The sequence below is a fragment of the Streptomyces sp. NRRL B-24484 genome, assembly GCF_000717715.1.
Lineage (GTDB): Bacteria > Actinomycetota > Actinomycetes > Streptomycetales > Streptomycetaceae > Kitasatospora.
Genome location: NZ_JOAI01000051.1, coordinates 1 through 16,134 on the forward strand (window position 1 = coordinate 1; position 16,134 = coordinate 16,134).

Consider the following 16,134-nt stretch of genomic DNA (forward strand, 5'->3'; position numbering starts at 1 on the left):
CCCCTCGCCCGCCCCCCGCCCGGCCCGCCACCGGGCCCGGCCCGTTCTGGTGATTCCAGCCACAGCCCGGCACGGAGACGGGGGCAAAGTGCCGCCCGCCCCTTACCCTCGACAACGCGAAGGGGCACCGCTACCGAGAGGTAGTGCCCCGCCGGCGTGGACCATGACCCATCGGGGCGGAGGGGCTCGGCATGAAACTGACCGTGGTGGGGTGCTCGGGGAGCTTCCCGTCCGCCGACTCGCCCTGCTCCAGCTACCTCGTCGAGGCCGACGGCTACCGCCTGGTCATCGACCTCGGCAACGGCGCCCTCGGCGCCCTGCAGAAGTACACCGGCCTCTACGACGTCGACGCCGTCCTGCTCAGCCACCTGCACGCCGACCACTGCATCGACCTCTGCGCCTACTGGGTCGCCCGCAACTACCGGGTCGAGGGCTGCCCCGAGCCCCTCCCCGTCCACGGACCCCACGGCACCGCCGACCGCCTCGCCCGGGCCTACGACATGCCGGAGGAACCCGGCATGAAGGAGGTCTTCGACTTCCTCCCGCTCGGCAACCGCACCTTCGACCTCGGCCCGCTGCGCATCACCAGCGCCCGGGTCAACCACCTCGACACCGAGGCCTACGGCTTCCGTATCGAGCACGGCGGCGCCTCCCTCGCCTACTCCGGCGACACCGGCGAGTGCGCCGACCTCGTCGACCTCGCCCGCGGCACGGACCTCTTCCTCTGCGAGGCCGCCTACACCGACGGCAAGGAGACCTACGAGGCGATCCACCTCAACGGACGCGAGGCCGGCGAACACGCCGCGGCCGCCGGCGTCGGCCGCCTCGTGCTCACCCACATCCCGCCGTGGACCGACGCCGAGCAGAACCGCCGCGACGCCGCCGCCGCCTTCCCCGGCCCCGTCGAGATCGCCCGCCCCGGCGCCGTCTACGACCTGACCTGACGGGCCGCTCCTCCCGGCCCGCTCACACCCGGGTCAGCCAGTGCCCGTACCGCGGCTCCTCGCCCGACACCGCCGCCCGGTACAGCTCCGCGAGCCGCTCCGTCACCCCGCCCGGCGCCGCCGGCAGCCCGCGGTCGTCCAGCGACGCCACCGGCACGACCCCCGCCGCCGTCCCGCACACGAACACCTCGTCCGCGGCGTACAGGTCCGACCGCAGCAACCGCTCAACCCGCACCTCGATCCCCAGGTCCCGGGCCAGCACCAGCACCGTGTCCTGCGTGATCCCCTCCAGCGCACCCGCCGCCACCGGCGGCGTCCGCAGCACCCCGTCCCGCACCACGAACACGTTCTCCGCACTGCACTCGCTCACCGAGCCGTCCGCCGCCAGCAGCAGCGCCTCGTCGTACCCCGCGTCCGTCGCCTCCCGCCGCGCCAGCACCGAATTCAGGTACGGCCCGGTCGCCTTCGCCGCCGGCGGCACGCTGTTCGGATCCGTCCGCCGCCAACTGCTCGTCTTCAACCGCAGCCCGCCCGACGGCCGCTGCTCCGGCCACTCCCACGCGGCGATCGCCGTCCTGGTCCGCACCCCCCGCATGTCCAACCCCATCGAACCGTCCCCCAGGAACGCGAAGTGCCGCACGTAGCAGGCGCCCTGACCGTTCGCCCGCAGCAGGTCCACCGTGCCCGCCGCCAACTCGTCCACCCCGTAAGGCAACGGCATCCGCAGCATGTGCGCACTGCGCACCAGCCGGCGCAGATGGTCCTCCAGCCGGAACACCGCCGGACCGCCCGCCGTCCCGAACACCCGGGTGCCCTCCAACACCCCCGTCCCGTAGTGCAGACCGTGCGTCAGCACGTGCACCTGCGCCTCCTGCCACGGCACCAGCGCACCGTCGAACCAGATCCTCGAAGCCGCGTCCGTCGTCATGCCGCCATCCTGACCGCGGCACCGCCCCGCACCACCCGCCCCGCGGGCGGCAGAACCGGCCATGGCCGGGACCGGAGCCGCCGTCCCGGATGGTGGAATCCACCGTTCGCCCACCGACCGGATGGCTATCGTCCCCGCCGTGGAGCACAGCACCGCCCTCTACCGCCGCCTGCGCACCGACCCGAGCCGCCCGCTGCCCGAACTGCGCAGCGAACTCGGCTGGGACGAAGCCGAGTTCGACACCGCACTCGGTGAACTCCGGCAGCTCGGACTGCTCCGGCCCACCCCCGCCACCGGCAGCGGACTCACCGCCGTCTCCGTCGCCACCGCCGTCCGCCACCTCCTCGCCGACGCCGACGGACACCTCGCCGACCTCTTCACCGCCGTCCGCCGCACCCGCGACACCGTCGAACACCTCCACACCCGCTACCTGCCGGCCCAGACCGACACCGACGACGGCGGCACCCGCCACCTCGTCCACGGCGCCGACCGCATCGCCGCCCTCCTGGAGGACGCCGCCCACAGCGCCCGCACCGAAGTCCTCTCGCTCCGCCCCGGCCAGGACCACTCCCGTACCGCCCTCGACGGCAAACTCGCCCGCGAACGCATCGCCCTCGCCCACGGCGTCCGGCTGCGCACCGTCTACCCGGCCGCCGCCCTGCACCACCCGGACGTGCTCGACCACGTCCAGCGGCTGACCGGCGCGGGCGCCGGCATCCGGGTCGCGCACACCCTGCCGCTGTGGCTGATCGCCGTGGACAGCACCATGGCGGTGCTGCCCGCGCCCGGCGGCGCCCCGGACACCGCGCTGGTCGTCCGGGACGAGGCCGTGCTCGCCGTGGTCCGCGAACTCTTCGAGTACTTCTGGACAGCCGCCTGGGTGCCCCCGGACCTGCTCGGCCGGCCCGTTCCCGACGACCGCCACCGCGAGGTGCTCCGACTGCTCGCGGCCGGCCTCACCGACCAGGCGATCGCCCGCAAACTGGAGATCTCCGAACGCACCGTGCGCCGCCTGGTCTCCGACCTCACCACCGACCTCGGCGCCCAGAGCCGCTTCCAGGCCGGCGTCCACGCCGCCCGCCTCGGCTGGATCTAGCCGGGACCTACCCGCTCTCCGCCGCCGCTCTCCACCCGCTGCCGCAGCCGGGCCAGGGCCTGCCGTGGCTCGCGGCGGGTGCCGAGCGGGACGAGGGCCGCCCGGCCGGGCACCCGGACGCCGCCGGTCAGCGCGACCCGGGTGGTGCCGGTGCCGTCGGTGACGGCCGCCATCCCGATGACCACGAACCGGCTCTGCAGCCAGCACCAGCCCGGCCGGAGCACCCCGTCGAACCGGGCCCGCATCCCGTACCGGCTGCGTGCCAGGGCCTCCACCCGGTCGCCGTCCCGACGGGTCACGCGCAGGCTCCGCATGTCGGTCTGGAAGCGGCCGAACTCGCCCTCCAGGTCGGCCATGACCGTCCACACCCGGTCGAACGGCGCGTCGACCACGCCCTCGGTGACGTGGGCGCCGCGGATCCCCGCGGCCATCACGTGCAGCCGCCGCACCGGGTCCAGCGCGGTCGTCGGGTCGTCCGTCGTCATGCCGTCCACATCCTTCGGAATACGGTCCGGGCACGGTGCAGCCGGGACTTCACGGTGCCCTCGGGGATGCCGAGCAGCCCGGCGGCGGCCCGCTCGTCCAGGCCCTCGACGTCGCGCAGCAGCAGCACGGCCCGGTGCTCGGGGGTGAGCCGGCCCAGCACGTCGCGGATGTCCGCGGCGAGCTGGGCGTCCCCCGGCGAGGGCAGCTCGGCGAGTTCGGCGGGGGCGTCCCGGCCGTCCCGGCGGGCCACCCGCACCGCCTCCCGGACGGCCAGCACCCGGACCCAGCCGTACAGCGCCTCCGGGTCCCGCAGCGAGCGCAGGCCCCGGAAGACGGCGGTCAGCGTCTCCTGCACCGCGTCCGGGCGGGCGGCCGCGCCCGCGGGCCCGCAGATCCGTCCGCAGAGCCGCCCGACGTAGGGCGTCAGGTGGTCCAGCAGGTCGCTCATCGCGAGGGTGTCCCCGCGCCGGGCGGCGCGGGCCAGCGCCACACCGCGCGAGCGCCCGTCGGGATCAGCCACGGCGGAAGTCTCGCACCGGCCGGCGCGATCCGGCCCCGGCCGCCCCGGCCGTCAGGGCCGCCGCCGCGCCGAAGCCGAGGCAGAGCGGGGTGTAGAGCACCAGGTTGAGCAGGTGGAAGGTGCTGCCGGGCTCGGTGCCGACACCGCAGGCCCACGCCAGCCCGGCGGCCCCGCGGAGCAGCAGTCCGGCCGCCACGGCGGCGGTGGCGGGCCGGCAGAGCCGTGCGGTGCGGGGGCCGCCGAGGCCCTGCGCGTGGGCCAGCACGGCGGCCGCTGCGGCCAGCAGCAGGGCGGCGAGCGGCAGCACCACGGGCGGGGTGAACGGGACGTCGGCGTTCAGGACGGCCTGCGAGAGCGCCCGGCCGTCGGCGGCGGGCCAGGTGAGGCCGGTGGCCCAGTACAGGTGGAGCGCGGCGTCGGCGGCCAGCAGGCCGGCCACCGCCGTTCCGGTGCGCTGTGCGGTGCGGTTCACCAGGTCCCCCTCGGTACGGTCGGCCGGGTCGGCCGGTCGGCACCGTCCTGTCGACGGGCCGTCACCGCAGAGGGAGGGGCGGCCGGGGCCGGACGTTCCCTGTGTCCTGCCTCACACCGGCCGGGAACGGCGACGGACCCCGCCCTGAGCAGCGGGGCGGGGTCCGTACGGGGGTGGGGGAGGGGCGTCAGGCCTTGGTGACGTCCTCGACCTCGGTGTCGTCCTCGCGACCGGGGGTCTTGAGGTTGAACTTGGTGATCGCGAAGCGGAAGAGCACGTAGTACAGGCCGGCGAAGACCAGGCCGATCGGGATGATCAGCAGCGGGTGGGTGGCCTTGCTGAAGCCGAGGCCGTAGTCGATCAGGCCGGCGGAGAAGGTGAAGCCGGCGTGCACGCCGAGCGCCCAGGTGACGGCCATGGAGACGGCGGTCAGCACCGCGTGGATGGCGAACAGGACCGGGGCGATGAAGAGGAAGGCGAACTCGATCGGCTCGGTGACGCCGGTGACGAAGGAGGTCAGCGCCAGCGACATCATCATGCCCATCACCGCGGCGCGGCGCTCCGGGCGGGCGGCGTGCGCGATGGCCAGGGCGGCGGCGGGCAGCGCGAACATCATGATCGGGAAGAAGCCCGACATGAACTGGCCGGCGGTTGGGTCGCCGGCGAAGTAGCGGGTCAGGTCGCCGTGCACCACGGTGCCGTCGGCCTTGGTGTAGTCACCGGTCTGGAACCAGGCGTAGGAGTTCACGAACTGGTGCATGCCGACCGGCAGCAGACCGCGGTTGATCAGGCCGAACGCGCCCGCACCGAAGGCGCCCGCACCGATCAGGGAGTCGTTGAGGCTGCCGATCGCGTCGCCGACCGGGCCCCAGACCAGGGCGAAGACCACGCCCACGGCGGTGCCGACGAAGGCCATGATGATCGGCACCAGGCGGCGGCCGTTGAAGAAGCCCAGCCAGTCCACCAGCTTGGTGCGGTGGAACTTCTGCCAGAGCACGGCGCTGAGCAGGCCTATCACGATGCCGCCGAGCACGCCCGGGTTCTGGTAGGTGGGTGCGACCCACTTGCCGTCGGCGATGTGCCCGTCGGTGATCGGGAACGCGGTGAGCACGTTCTTGTACACCAGGAAGCCGACCAGGGCGGCGAGGGCGGTCGAACCGTCGGCCTTCTTGGCGAAGCCGATGGCGATGCCCACCGCGAAGAGCAGCGGGAGGTTGCTGAACACGGCGTCGCCCGCCGTGCTGAACACCGCGGCGACCTTGTCCCAGCCGAGACCGTCCTTGCCGAACACGTCGTCCTGGCCGAGACGGAGCAGCAGGCCCGCGGCCGGCAGCACGGCGATCGGCAGCTGGAGGCTGCGGCCGATCTTCTGCAGGCCCTGGATCGTGCTCTGGCCGATCTTCTTGATCGGGGAGGGGGCCGGTGCCGCAGCTGGCGCCGGTGCCTGCGCAGTCGTACTCATGGGGTGGTTCCTAACGGCAGGGCGGGTCGGTGGGGGGTGCATCGGGGGCCGACTCGCGAACTGGTCTACACCACGAGTGGTGTAGACCAGTTTTTAACACGCGCCTGACGGAGGGGGGAACCCCGGAAAGCGCCGCAGGTGGGAAGCGCTATGAAATCGAAACCTTGTTGCGGATCTTCGGTCGTGACTGTGCTCGGTCATTCGCCATTTTGGCGAGTTGCGCAACAAATGCCCTCAGGCCTTGGTCACGTCCTCGACCTGGTCGTCGTCCTCCCTCCCCGGCGTCTTCAGGTCGAACCGGACGATGACGAACCGGAACAGCGCGTAGTAGACGGCCGCGAAGGCCAGCCCGATCGGCATGATCAGCCACGGTTTCGTGGCCAGCCCCCAGTTGATCACGTAGTCGATCAGGCCCGCGGAGAAACTGAAGCCGTCGTGCACGCCGAACGCCCAGGTCACCGCCATCGAGGCGCCCGTCAGCAGGGCGTGCAGCACGAACAGCGCCGGCGCGATGTAGGCGAAGGAGTACTCGATCGGCTCGGTCACGCCGGTGACGAAGCTGGTCAGCGCGACCGAGGTCATCAGGCCGTAGATCTCCTTGCGCCGGTGCGGCTTCGCCGAGTGCGCGATCGCCATCGCCGCCGCGGGCAGCGCGAACATCATGATCGGGAAGAAGCCCGAGGTGAACTGCCCGGCCGTCGGGTCGCCCGCCAGGAAGCGCGGGATGTCGCCGTGCACCACCTCGTCCGTGCCCGGCTTGTGGAACTCGCCGAACTGGAACCAGACGAAGGTGTTGATCAGCTGGTGCATGCCGATCAGCAGCAGCGCCCGGTTCGCCACGCCGAAGATCCCCGCGCCGCCCGAGCCCAGGTCGGCCAGCCACTGCGAGAAGTCCGTCATCGCCCGGCCGATCGGCGGCCACACCCACAGCCCCAGGCAGGCCAGCGCCAGCCCCGCCACCGCCGTGATCATCGGCACCAGCCGGCGCCCGTTGAAGAAGCCCAGCCAGTCCACCAGCTTCGTCCGGTGGTAGCGCATCCACAGCCACGCCGACATCAGGCCGATCAGGATGCCCCCCAGCACCCCCGGATTCTGGTAGACCGCCGCACTCGACGTGTGCGCCGAGTAGTCGATGCACTGGTTGCCCACGATCGTGCCCGTGCACTGGTCCCGGTCCGGGAAGGCCAGCAGCACGTTGTGGTAGACGAGGAAGCCCGTCACCGCCGCCAGGGCCGTCGACCCGTCCGCCTTCTTCGCCATGCCGATCGCCACGCCGATGCAGAACAGCAGCGGAAGGCCCAGGTTGGAGTCCAGCAGGGCGCCGCCCGCCGCCGCGAACACCTTCGCCACGTTGTCCCAGCCGAGACCGTCCTTGCCGAACACGTCGTCCTGGCCCAACCGGTTCAGGATGCCGGCGGCCGGCAGCACCGCCACCGGGAGCTGCAGGCTGCGGCCCATCTTCTGCAGCCCGCCGTAGAAGGACTGCCACCACGGTGTCGGTGCGGGCGCCGTGCCTGCTGTACTCATGGGAGTCCTCCGCGTGCGGTCCACGGCTCGGCCCGGGGGTCCGTTCCGCCGCCCCGGCCCTGCACCTACTATTGGTGTAGACCACTTGGGAGACGGGTGGACGCCGGACGGCAGCCCGATGATCGCCATCCTCGGGTCCCGGCGCACATCCGTGCGCGCCAAAATGGGCCAAAAGTGGACTGACGTGGCAAACCCTCCCCAAACGGGAAATGCTTGTCGCGCCGCCGGCCGACACGGAACCTGAACCCGCGTCACCACCACCGGCACACCGCACCACCGCACCACCGCACCGAGCGGCACGGCACCCGACACCACCCGCCGAACCGCCGACACACAGGGAGACACACATGGCCAGCAAGGCAGAGAAGATCGTCGCCGGCCTCGGCGGAATCGACAACATCGAAGAGGTCGAAGGCTGCATCACCCGCCTGCGCACCGAAGTCGTCAACCCCGACCTCGTCGACGAAGCCGCCCTCAAGGCCGCCGGCGCCCACGGCGTCGTCAAGATGGGCACCGCCATCCAGGTCGTCATCGGCACCGACGCCGACCCCATCGCCGGCGAGATCGAAGACATGATGGACTGACCGGCCGCCACACCGGCCACGGCCCGCCGCCCCACCGGGACGGCGGGCCGCACCGCACCCCGCAACGGCTACGCTCGGTGCCTATGTCACGCATCGACGGCCGCACCCCCGACCAGCTCCGCCCCGTCACCATCGAACGAGGCTGGAGCAAGCACGCCGAAGGCTCCGTCCTCGTCTCCTTCGGCGACACCAAAGTCCTCTGCACCGCCAGCGTCACCGAAGGCGTCCCCCGCTGGCGCAAGGGCAGCGGCGAAGGCTGGGTCACCGCCGAATACTCCATGCTGCCCCGCGCCACCAACACCCGCGGCGACCGCGAATCCGTCCGCGGCAAGATCGGCGGCCGCACCCACGAGATCAGCCGCCTCATCGGCCGCTCGCTGCGCGCCGTCGTCGACCACCGCGCCCTCGCCGAGAACACCATCGTCCTCGACTGCGACGTCCTCCAGGCCGACGGCGGCACCCGCACCGCCGCCATCACCGGCGCCTACGTCGCCCTCGTCGACGCCGTCGCCTGGGCCCGCGACAAGAAGCTCCTCCGCGCCAAGGGCAACCCCATCACCGGCGGCGTCAGCGCCGTCAGCGTCGGCATCATCGACGGCACCCCCATGCTCGACCTCCGCTACGAAGAGGACGTCCGCGCCGAAACCGACATGAACATCGTCTGCACCGCCGACGGCCGCTTCGTCGAGGTCCAGGGCACCGCCGAAGGCGCCCCCTTCGACCGCGCCCTCCTCGACCGGCTCCTCGACCTCGGCACCCTCGGTTGCGCAGAACTGGACGAAATTCAGCACAAAGCCCTCCGCGACCTCGAGAACTGACCCCGCACCGGGCCGCGGGCGCGCATCCTGTACACGGCGCGCCCGCAGCCCGTAGCGTTCCCGACGGAACCCGCGGAACCGTCGGCGCACCACCCGCCGTCCCACACCACGGACCCAGCACGCGCCCACCACACCACGGAGGACACACGATGCCGGACAGCCTCACCCGCTCCGCCACCCTCGCCGCGGCCGGCCTCGTCCTCCTCCTCCCGCTCAGCGCCGTCAGCTGCTCCGCCGCCCAGAAGGCCCTCGACTGCGGCAACACCGCCGTCCGCATCACCAACGACGTCGCCCAGGCCGGCAACGCCTTCAACAACGCCGCCAACGACCCCGACGCCGCCGGACGGGCCCTGCAGACCCTCAAGAAGGACCTCGACCAGATCGGCCGCAACTCCAGCGACACCGACGTCTCCCAGGCCGTCACCGACCTGCAGACCCAGGTCGACAAGGCCCAGCAGGCCATCGACAACAAGCAGGTCCCCGACCTCAAGCCGCTCGGCGACGCCGCGAGCAACCTCAGCAAGGCCTGCACCGGCTGACACCCCGGGCACCCGGCCCCTCGCTAGGGTGGGCCGCATGACTGCACGACGCCTCGTCCTCGCCACCCGCAACCGCCACAAGGTCGCCGAACTCCGCGACATCCTCGGCGACGCCGGACTCGACGTCGAACTCGTCGGCGCCGACGCCTACCCCGAGATCCCCGACGTCCCCGAGACCGGCGTCACCTTCGCCGAGAACGCCCTCCTCAAGGCCCACGCCCTCGCCGAGGCCACCGGCCACCCCGCCGTCGCCGACGACTCCGGCCTCTGCGTCGACGTCCTCGGCGGCGCCCCCGGCATCTTCTCCGCCCGCTGGTCCGGCAAGCACGGCGACGACCGCGCCAACCTCGACCTGCTGCTCGCCCAGCTCTCCGACATCGCCGAACCCCACCGCGGCGCCCACTTCGCCTGCGCCGCCGCCCTCGCCCTCCCCGACGGCACCGAACGCGTCGTCGAGGGCCGCCTCCTCGGCACCCTCCGCACCGTCCCCGCCGGCGACGGCGGCTTCGGCTACGACCCGATCCTGCAGCCCCTCGGCGAGAGTCGGACCTGCGCCGAACTCACCCCCGCCGAGAAGAACGCCATCAGCCACCGCGGCCAGGCCTTCCGCGCCCTGGCACCGGTCGTCCGCGAGCTGCTCGGCTGACCCACGGAACGCCGAAGGCCCGCCGGAGGGATTCCGGCGGGCCTTCGTTTCTTAAGGCACGTACGTGCGGCCGAAGGGATTCGAACCCTCAAGCCCTCACGGGCCAACGGACCTAAACCGTTTGCGTCGCCATTGCGCCACGGCCGCTTGTATCGCAACCGACATGCTACAGCCGGACGCGTCCGGATCGGTCGGCCGGTTCAGCGAGTTCCGCGTCCCCGGTTCCGGCCGCAGTAGGTCTCCGTGGTGGCATGGCAGTTCGGGCACAGCAGGCGGAGGTTCTCGGCCCGGTTGTCCAGCCAGTCGCCGTTGACGTGGTCGACCTCCAGGGTCAGGGGTCGCCCCTGCCACACAGCCCCGGTGCCGCAGCCGGCGCAGACGTCCGGCCGCCCGATGTGCACGAGCATCGCGCGCAGTTGGCGCCCCCGGATGCGATGGCTGCCCGGCGGGCGGCGGACCAGGAGTTCCTCCGGCCTGCGCAGCGGCCCCGTCCTGCGCCCCCGGTTGTGGGCCGAGCCGGTGAAGTGCGACGTGTCGATCCGGTGTTCCAGCAGTGCGGCCTTCACCGCGCTGCGGCTGCTGCCGGTGTCGGGCAGGCCCAGGGCGCGCAGCACCGCGGCGATGCCGGTGCTCGCGGCGGCGGCCTCGGCGAGCCGCTCGGGCGGCAGGACCCGGCCGCGGCGGCGTGGCGGTTCGGCGAAGTGCGAGGTGTCGATCCCGTACTCCCTGAGTCGCCGGCTCAGATAGCCGTGGGTGCCGCCGGCGAGCGGTACGCCGAGTCGTCGGAGCATGTCGTTGACGCTCACCGCCCCCGCCGCCGTCGTGGCGAGCAGTTCTCGGGTGTATCTGATCCGCATGTGTGCCCCCGTGTGGGTTCCTGTGCCCGGTACCCGTCCCCCGGTGTGGGAACGATCGGGCGGGGCGGGGGTCACGGGGGAGTTCAACGGCCTATTGGTACAGACCTATTGACCCGGATGGTCCAGACCACATAGCTTCGGCGCACTCTGTGGTTCGGCGGCCGGGCGGTTGACGGTGCGTCGGCCGCGGTGTGTCCGACCCTCCCCCACTTGCGTGCCCCGACACCCCTCCCGGGCGCGCCGACACTCTCTCCTGGAGGACCGAGTGTTGAACCGAACCCTGACGGCGCAGCGTCCCCCTGCCGTCGGTACCCGCCGGGCCTCAGGCAGGCGGGTTGCGGCGGCCGCCACGGCGGCCACGGGCCTGGCCGGTCTGCTGCTGGCGACGCTGGGTGCGTCGCCCTCGCAGGCGGCCGCCGACAACCAGTCCTGCCGTCCCGACGGCATGTACACCACCCCGGGTGTGGACGTCCCGTACTGCGACGTCTACGACACCGCGGGCCGCGAGAAGATGGGCGCCGACCACCAGCGCCGGATCATCGGCTACTTCACGGGCTGGCGGACCGGGCAGGACGGCACGCCCGCCTACCTGGTGAACAACGTCCCGTGGGACAAGGTCACCCACCTCAACTACGCCTTCGGGCACGTCGGCAGCGACAACAAGCTGTCGGTGGGCGCGGATTCGCCGACCAACGCGGCGACCGGGATGACCTTCCCCGGCGTGGCGGGTGCGGAGATGGACCCGAGCCTGCCGTACAAGGGCCACTTCAACCTGCTGGCGAAGTTCAAGAAGCAGTACCCGAACGTGAAGACGCTGATCTCGGTGGGCGGTTGGGCCGAGACGGGCGGCTACTTCGGGGACGACGGCAAGCGCGTCGCCTCGGGCGGCTTCTACTCGATGACGGTGAACGCGGACGGCTCGGTCAACCAGGCCGGCATCAACACGTTCGCGGACTCGGCGGTCGACTTCGTCAAGAAGTACGGCTTCAACGGCGTCGACATCGACTACGAGTACCCGACGTCGATGAAGGACGCCGGCAACCCGCTGGACGCCACGATCTCCAACGCCAAGCGCGGTTCGCTGGTCAAGGGCTACGCGGCGCTGATGAAGACGCTGCGCGAGAGGCTCGACCGGGCGGGTGCCACGGACGGTAAGTACTACATGCTGTCGGTGGCGGCGCCGTCCTCGGGCTACCTGCTGCGCGGCATGGAGACGTTCCAGGTGACGCAGTACCTGGACTACGTGAACATCATGTCGTACGACCTGCACGGTGCCTGGAACAAGTACGTGGGGCCGAACGCCTCGCTGTACGACGACGGCAAGGACGCCGAGCTGGCCGCGGCGAACGTGTACGGCACCTCGCAGTACGGCGGCATCGGCTACCTGAACACCGACTGGGCGTACCACTACTTCCGCGGGGCGATGACGGCCGGCCGGATCAACCTCGGTCTGCCGTACTACACCCGCGGGTTCAAGAACGTCACGGGCGGCACCAACGGTCTGTGGGGCACCGCCTCGACGTCGACGTGTCCGGCGGGTTCGGGCCTGACGGCGTGCGGTGACGGCGCGGTCGGCATCGACAACCTGTGGCACGACCTGGACGACAACGGCAAGGAGGCCCCGGCGGGCTCCAACCCGATGTGGCACGCCAAGAACCTGGAGAAGGGCGTCGTCCCGGACTACCTCTCCAAGTACGGGCTGACCGACACCGCGCTGCAGGGTTCCTACACCCGCAACTACAGCTCCCAGCTGGTGGCGCCGTGGCTGTGGAACGACAGCAAGAAGGTGTTCCTGTCCACCGAGGACGAGGAGTCGGTGGCGGCGAAGGCCGACTACGTGGTGAACCAGGGCGCCGGCGGCGCGATGATCTGGGAGCTCGCGGGCGACTACAGGTGGGACGCCGCGGCGAACGGCGGCAAGGGCGAGTACGTGCAGGGCTCGACGCTGACCTCGCTGATGTACGACAAGTTCAAGGCGGCCTCGCCGTACGGTGCGACGCGTTCGACGATCGCGCTGCCGCAGCAGACGCTGCCGATCGACGTGTCGTTCACCAACTTCGCGCTGGGTGACTCGAACTACCCGATCAACCCGAAGATCCACATCGTGAACAACTCGACGCTGACCCTGCCGGGCGGCACCGAGTTCCAGTTCGACTACGCCGACTCGGCGCCGGGCAACGCCAAGGACCAGTCCGGCTTCGGCCTGGCGGTGATCCGGCAGGACCACACCGCGGCGAACAACGTGGGCGGTCTGAAGGGCGTTTACAACCGCGTGTCGGTGAAGCTGCCGAGCTGGCAGTCGCTGGCGCCGGGTGCGTCGGTCGACATGGACTTCGTCTACTACCTGCCGGTCTCGACCCCGGCGAACTGGACGGTCAACGTCGCCGGCACGCTGTACGGCCTGACCGGTGACCTGACCCGCGGCAGCACCGGTGCGACCTCGTCGCCGAGCGCGTCCGCGTCCTCCTCCGCGAGCCCGTCGGCCTCGGCCTCGGCGTCGGCGAGCCCGTCCGGCTCGGCGAGCAGCTCGCCGAGCACCTCGGCCAGTCCGACCGGCGGCACCTGCACGGCGCCGAGCTGGAACGCGGCGACCGTCTACGCGACCACCACCACGGTGTCCTGGAAGGGCCGCAAGTACAGCAACAAGTGGTGGACCCAGGGCGAGGACCCCTCCACCACCGGCCAGTGGGGGGTGTGGAGCGACCTCGGTCCGTGCTGACCGGTCCGGGGTGAACAGCGGCGGTGGCGGTCGACCCGGTCGGGGGGTCGGCCGCCACCGCTCCGTTTCCCGCCCTCGGTCGGGCGCCGTGCCGGGCGGCTACTGCTCCAGGTCGGCCCGCATGGCGGCGAACAGCTTGGCGGCCTGGGCCGGCGAGGACTGCGGGAAGAGCGCGACGGCGGCGGTCGAGGAGTCGGCCCAGCCGCACAGGGCGTCGGCGCCGTACGGCAGGCACTCCAGGCTGCCGCCGAGCGGGCCGGGGGCGTAGGGCGTGCCGGTGCCGGGGGTGCCCGTCGAGCCGTTGCCGGCGGCGTAGTCGATCAGTCCGCGCCAGAGGTGCTCGCGGCGCTTGCCGGTGTCCTCGGGGACGTTGTCGACGCCGACGAAGAGGATCCGCCGGCCGGAGGTCTGGCCGGCCCGGTCGTAGTTCTCCACCACGAGGTTCATGCCGTCGCGCATCTCGCCCGGGTCGACGGGTACGTCGCTGATCGTGCCGTCGCCGCTGGACTTGGTGAGGCCGGCGGCGTGCTGGGTGGAGATCACGGTTCGCTTGCCGCCGGAGGGCTTGCCGCTCGCCTTGGCGGTGGCGGTGGCGGTGGCGGAGGTGGCGACGGGCGCGGGGCTGCTCGGTGCGGCGGTGGTCGCGGCGGCGGTGGGGGCCGGTGCGGCGTCGGTGCCGGGGTCGGACTCCGGGTCGCAGGCGGTGAGGGCGAGTGCGGCGACCAGGGTGCCGGCGGCGAGGAGGGTGCGGGCGGTGCGTGATCCGGTGCTCGGCACGGTGTCTCCCGGGTGGGTGGAGGGCTCGGGCTGCTCGGCCCGACGCCCGCCGACGCTAGTGGCGCGGGGTGCGCGCCCGCCGGGTCTTGTCCTTCCCACGACCGCTTCGGAACCGGACGGTGACAAGGTGACGGGCCGTCGACCCCCGGGAACGCCGCGGCGGGCACCGGGAGACCCGGTGCCCGCCGCGGTGCCGGCGGTCGGTCAGGCGCCGATCCGCAGGTCGCGCAGCAGCTTGGCGACGTGGCCGGTGGCCTTGACGTTGTACAGCGCGTGCTCGACCTTGCCCTCCTCGTCGACGACGACGGTGGAGCGGATCACGCCGACCACGGTCTTGCCGTACAGCTTCTTCTCGCCGTACGCGCCGTAGGCCTCCAGCACCGACTTGTCCTCGTCCGCGACCAGGGTGACCTCAAGGTTCTCCTTCTCGCGGAACTTCCCGAGCTTCTCCGGCTTGTCGGGGGAGACGCCGATGACGTCGTAGCCGGCGCCGGTGAACACCGCCAGGTTGTCGGTGAAGTCGCAGGCCTGGGTGGTGCAGCCGGGAGTGAGCGCCGCCGGGTAGAAGTACACGATCACCTTGCGGCCGAGGTGGTCGGCGAGGGACACCTGGTTGCCGTCGGCATCGGGCAGGGTGAAGGCGGGGGCGGTGTCGCCCGCCTTGAGGCGCTCGCTCACGGTGGATCTCTCCTCGTGCTGGACGGGTGGTCGTACCCCGGCAAACCTACCCCGCTCGGTGGGTGGCGCTGCGCGGCGCGTGGGGGGAGCTGACAGACTGTGCGTGTCGCACAGGACAGCATCAGTGATTGGGGTGGCTCTCGTGGCCCAGGCGAGCAAGGACAAGTCGGCGCGAACGACGGCCCAGATCGAGGCGGACATCGCGCAGGCCCGTGAGCGGCTCGCGTCGACGCTGGACGAGCTGGCGATGCGGGTGCACCCCGCGACGGTCGCGGCGCAGACCAAGGCGCGGATGCTCGGCGCCGTCGAGCAGAAGGTCGGCCGGGCGTACGTGGCGGCGAGCGGTGCGCTGGAGCAGGTCAAGGCCGGCTTCACCGACGAGAAGGGCCGGCCGCGGCCGGAGCGGGTGGTGCCGGTGGCGCTGGTCGGTGTCGGCGTGGTGCTGCTGGCGGCCTCGGCCCGCAGGCGGCGCCGCGGCTGAGGCGGGCTTCCGGGGCCGGGACGCACGGGCGTCCCGGCCCTTTGCCGTGTCCGGGGGCTCGGCCCGCCGCCTGGTCGGCACAGGGCCGGTGTCGCCGTGGTGTCCCGACCGTGTCGCGGGGCCGTTCCGGATGGCGGGCACCTGCGGGCCCGCCGTGCACCCGGGGGCCTCCGGGCGGGTACGGTCGGGTGCGTGAGCAAGAACGACGAGCAGAGCGCGCGGCACGAGGAGCCCCGGCACGACCGGCTGGGGGAGAAGCTGCCGATCAGGATGTTGCACGACCGGGTGCTGGTGAAGACGGACGCCGGCGAGGGGGAGCGGCGCTCCACCGGCGGCATCCTCATCCCGGCGACGGCGGAGCTGTCCCGGCGCTGTACCTGGGCCGAGGCGGTGGCGGTCGGCCAGAGCGTGCGCACGGTGGAGCCGGGCGACCGGGTGCTGTACGACCCGGAGGACAAGCTGGAGGTCGAGGTCCGAGGGGCGACGTACGTGCTGCTGCGCGAGCGCGACCTGCACGCGGTGGCGGCCGAGCGGCTGTCCGGTGCGGAGGGGTCGACCGGCCTGTACCTGTGAGGCCGCCGGGCACGTGAGCGACGCCCC

Annotated in this window: 18 protein-coding genes and 1 tRNA gene; 9 read left to right on the forward strand and 10 right to left on the reverse strand. The window is 72.2% G+C overall.

Annotated elements, in window-relative coordinates:
- Positions 1-191: 191 nt before the first annotated feature.
- The gene (locus IE98_RS0134490) at positions 192-944 is read left to right on the forward strand and encodes an MBL fold metallo-hydrolase (protein WP_030275735.1); all 753 of its coding nucleotides are present in this window, start codon (positions 192-194) and stop codon (positions 942-944) included.
- A 22-nt stretch (positions 945-966) separates the two neighbouring features.
- Here IE98_RS0134490 and IE98_RS0134495 read toward each other — a convergent pair whose 3' ends face one another.
- Positions 967-1,872, reverse strand: coding sequence for a branched-chain amino acid transaminase (locus IE98_RS0134495; protein ID WP_030275736.1), 906 nt, complete (start codon positions 1,870-1,872; stop codon positions 967-969).
- A gap of 139 nt (positions 1,873-2,011) precedes the next feature.
- Between IE98_RS0134495 and IE98_RS0134500 the strand changes: the two genes are divergently transcribed.
- Complete coding sequence (locus tag IE98_RS0134500; RefSeq protein WP_052391369.1) at positions 2,012-2,968, forward strand: helix-turn-helix domain-containing protein; 957 nt, start codon at positions 2,012-2,014, stop codon at positions 2,966-2,968.
- Here IE98_RS0134500 and IE98_RS0134505 read toward each other — a convergent pair.
- The 5 genes from IE98_RS0134505 to IE98_RS0134525 form a co-directional block, all read right to left on the reverse strand.
- Complete coding sequence (locus IE98_RS0134505) at positions 2,965-3,453, reverse strand: hypothetical protein (RefSeq protein WP_052391370.1); 489 nt, start codon at positions 3,451-3,453, stop codon at positions 2,965-2,967. The two genes, IE98_RS0134500 and IE98_RS0134505, sit on opposite strands and share 4 nt — an antisense overlap.
- Complete coding sequence (locus IE98_RS0134510; protein ID WP_052391371.1) at positions 3,450-3,974, reverse strand: RNA polymerase sigma factor; 525 nt, start codon at positions 3,972-3,974, stop codon at positions 3,450-3,452. The genes IE98_RS0134505 and IE98_RS0134510 overlap by 4 nt, the downstream gene beginning before the upstream one ends.
- Entirely contained in the window at positions 3,967-4,446 is a 480-nt protein-coding gene (locus IE98_RS43515) for a DUF3995 domain-containing protein (protein ID WP_078661528.1), read from the reverse strand. The genes IE98_RS0134510 and IE98_RS43515 overlap by 8 nt, the downstream gene beginning before the upstream one ends.
- Before the next feature lie 187 nt (positions 4,447-4,633).
- Positions 4,634-5,908, reverse strand: coding sequence for a PTS transporter subunit EIIC (locus IE98_RS0134520; RefSeq protein ID WP_030275741.1), 1,275 nt, complete (start codon positions 5,906-5,908; stop codon positions 4,634-4,636).
- Positions 5,909-6,142: 234 nt separating this feature from the next.
- Positions 6,143-7,435 carry a PTS transporter subunit EIIC gene (locus IE98_RS0134525; RefSeq protein WP_030275742.1) on the reverse strand — a complete coding sequence of 431 codons (1,293 nt, stop codon included), beginning with the start codon at positions 7,433-7,435 and terminating at the stop codon, positions 6,143-6,145.
- A gap of 347 nt (positions 7,436-7,782) precedes the next feature.
- On the opposite strand from IE98_RS0134525, the gene IE98_RS0134530 reads away from it, so the two are divergent.
- From IE98_RS0134530 to rdgB, 4 genes are all read left to right on the forward strand, one after another.
- On the forward strand, positions 7,783-8,019 hold the full coding sequence (locus IE98_RS0134530) for a glucose PTS transporter subunit EIIB (protein WP_030275743.1): 237 nt from the start codon (positions 7,783-7,785) through the stop codon (positions 8,017-8,019).
- An 83-nt stretch (positions 8,020-8,102) separates the two neighbouring features.
- Complete coding sequence (gene rph / locus IE98_RS0134535; RefSeq protein WP_030275744.1) at positions 8,103-8,837, forward strand: ribonuclease PH; 735 nt, start codon at positions 8,103-8,105, stop codon at positions 8,835-8,837.
- Positions 8,838-8,986: 149 nt separating this feature from the next.
- Positions 8,987-9,376, forward strand: coding sequence for a hypothetical protein (locus IE98_RS0134540; protein ID WP_030275745.1), 390 nt, complete (start codon positions 8,987-8,989; stop codon positions 9,374-9,376).
- 37 nt (positions 9,377-9,413) lie between these two features.
- Positions 9,414-10,022 carry an RdgB/HAM1 family non-canonical purine NTP pyrophosphatase gene (gene rdgB, locus IE98_RS0134545; RefSeq protein ID WP_030275746.1) on the forward strand — a complete coding sequence of 203 codons (609 nt, stop codon included), beginning with the start codon at positions 9,414-9,416 and terminating at the stop codon, positions 10,020-10,022.
- Positions 10,023-10,087: 65 nt separating this feature from the next.
- Here rdgB and IE98_RS0134550 read toward each other — a convergent pair.
- Both IE98_RS0134550 and IE98_RS0134555 read right to left on the reverse strand, forming a co-directional pair.
- A tRNA-Leu gene (locus tag IE98_RS0134550) sits at positions 10,088-10,169 on the reverse strand.
- Between the two features lie 53 nt (positions 10,170-10,222).
- Positions 10,223-10,879 carry an HNH endonuclease gene (locus IE98_RS0134555; protein WP_030275747.1) on the reverse strand — a complete coding sequence of 219 codons (657 nt, stop codon included), beginning with the start codon at positions 10,877-10,879 and terminating at the stop codon, positions 10,223-10,225.
- Positions 10,880-11,243: 364 nt separating this feature from the next.
- On the opposite strand from IE98_RS0134555, the gene IE98_RS0134560 reads away from it, so the two are divergent.
- Positions 11,244-13,598 (forward strand): chitinase C-terminal domain-containing protein, encoded by a 2,355-nt coding sequence (locus tag IE98_RS0134560; protein WP_052391388.1) that lies wholly within the window; start codon positions 11,244-11,246, stop codon positions 13,596-13,598.
- A gap of 99 nt (positions 13,599-13,697) precedes the next feature.
- Here IE98_RS0134560 and IE98_RS43520 read toward each other — a convergent pair whose 3' ends face one another.
- Both IE98_RS43520 and bcp read right to left on the reverse strand, forming a co-directional pair.
- A complete protein-coding gene (locus IE98_RS43520) occupies positions 13,698-14,375 on the reverse strand; it encodes a hypothetical protein (protein WP_052391373.1) in 678 nt (225 codons plus the stop codon).
- Between the two features lie 204 nt (positions 14,376-14,579).
- A complete protein-coding gene (gene bcp, locus IE98_RS0134570; protein WP_030275750.1) occupies positions 14,580-15,053 on the reverse strand; it encodes a thioredoxin-dependent thiol peroxidase in 474 nt (157 codons plus the stop codon).
- Positions 15,054-15,186: 133 nt separating this feature from the next.
- On the opposite strand from bcp, the gene IE98_RS0134575 reads away from it, so the two are divergent.
- The gene (locus IE98_RS0134575; protein WP_420706249.1) at positions 15,187-15,534 is read left to right on the forward strand and encodes a DUF3618 domain-containing protein; all 348 of its coding nucleotides are present in this window, start codon (positions 15,187-15,189) and stop codon (positions 15,532-15,534) included.
- Between the two features lie 270 nt (positions 15,535-15,804).
- The gene (locus tag IE98_RS0134580; RefSeq protein WP_052391389.1) at positions 15,805-16,107 is read left to right on the forward strand and encodes a GroES family chaperonin; all 303 of its coding nucleotides are present in this window, start codon (positions 15,805-15,807) and stop codon (positions 16,105-16,107) included.
- Positions 16,108-16,134 lie beyond the last annotated feature (27 nt).

Bases quoted from the DNA above. Each gene is read 5' to 3' on its own strand.
- IE98_RS0134490 (WP_030275735.1), top strand. From the start codon at position 192: ATGAAACTGACCGTGGTGGGGTGCTCGGGGAGCTTCCCGTCCGCCGAC.
- IE98_RS0134525 (WP_030275742.1), bottom strand. From the start codon at position 7,435: ATGAGTACAGCAGGCACGGCGCCCGCACCGACACCGTGGTGGCAGTCC.
- IE98_RS0134530 (WP_030275743.1), top strand. From the start codon at position 7,783: ATGGCCAGCAAGGCAGAGAAGATCGTCGCCGGCCTCGGCGGAATCGAC.
- IE98_RS0134540 (WP_030275745.1), top strand. From the start codon at position 8,987: ATGCCGGACAGCCTCACCCGCTCCGCCACCCTCGCCGCGGCCGGCCTC.
- rph (WP_030275744.1), top strand. From the start codon at position 8,103: ATGTCACGCATCGACGGCCGCACCCCCGACCAGCTCCGCCCCGTCACC.
- IE98_RS0134555 (WP_030275747.1), bottom strand. From the start codon at position 10,879: ATGCGGATCAGATACACCCGAGAACTGCTCGCCACGACGGCGGCGGGG.
- IE98_RS0134495 (WP_030275736.1), bottom strand. From the start codon at position 1,872: ATGACGACGGACGCGGCTTCGAGGATCTGGTTCGACGGTGCGCTGGTG.
- IE98_RS0134520 (WP_030275741.1), bottom strand. From the start codon at position 5,908: ATGAGTACGACTGCGCAGGCACCGGCGCCAGCTGCGGCACCGGCCCCC.
- rdgB (WP_030275746.1), top strand. From the start codon at position 9,414: ATGACTGCACGACGCCTCGTCCTCGCCACCCGCAACCGCCACAAGGTC.
- IE98_RS0134580 (WP_052391389.1), top strand. From the start codon at position 15,805: ATGTTGCACGACCGGGTGCTGGTGAAGACGGACGCCGGCGAGGGGGAG.
- IE98_RS0134505 (WP_052391370.1), bottom strand. From the start codon at position 3,453: ATGACGACGGACGACCCGACGACCGCGCTGGACCCGGTGCGGCGGCTG.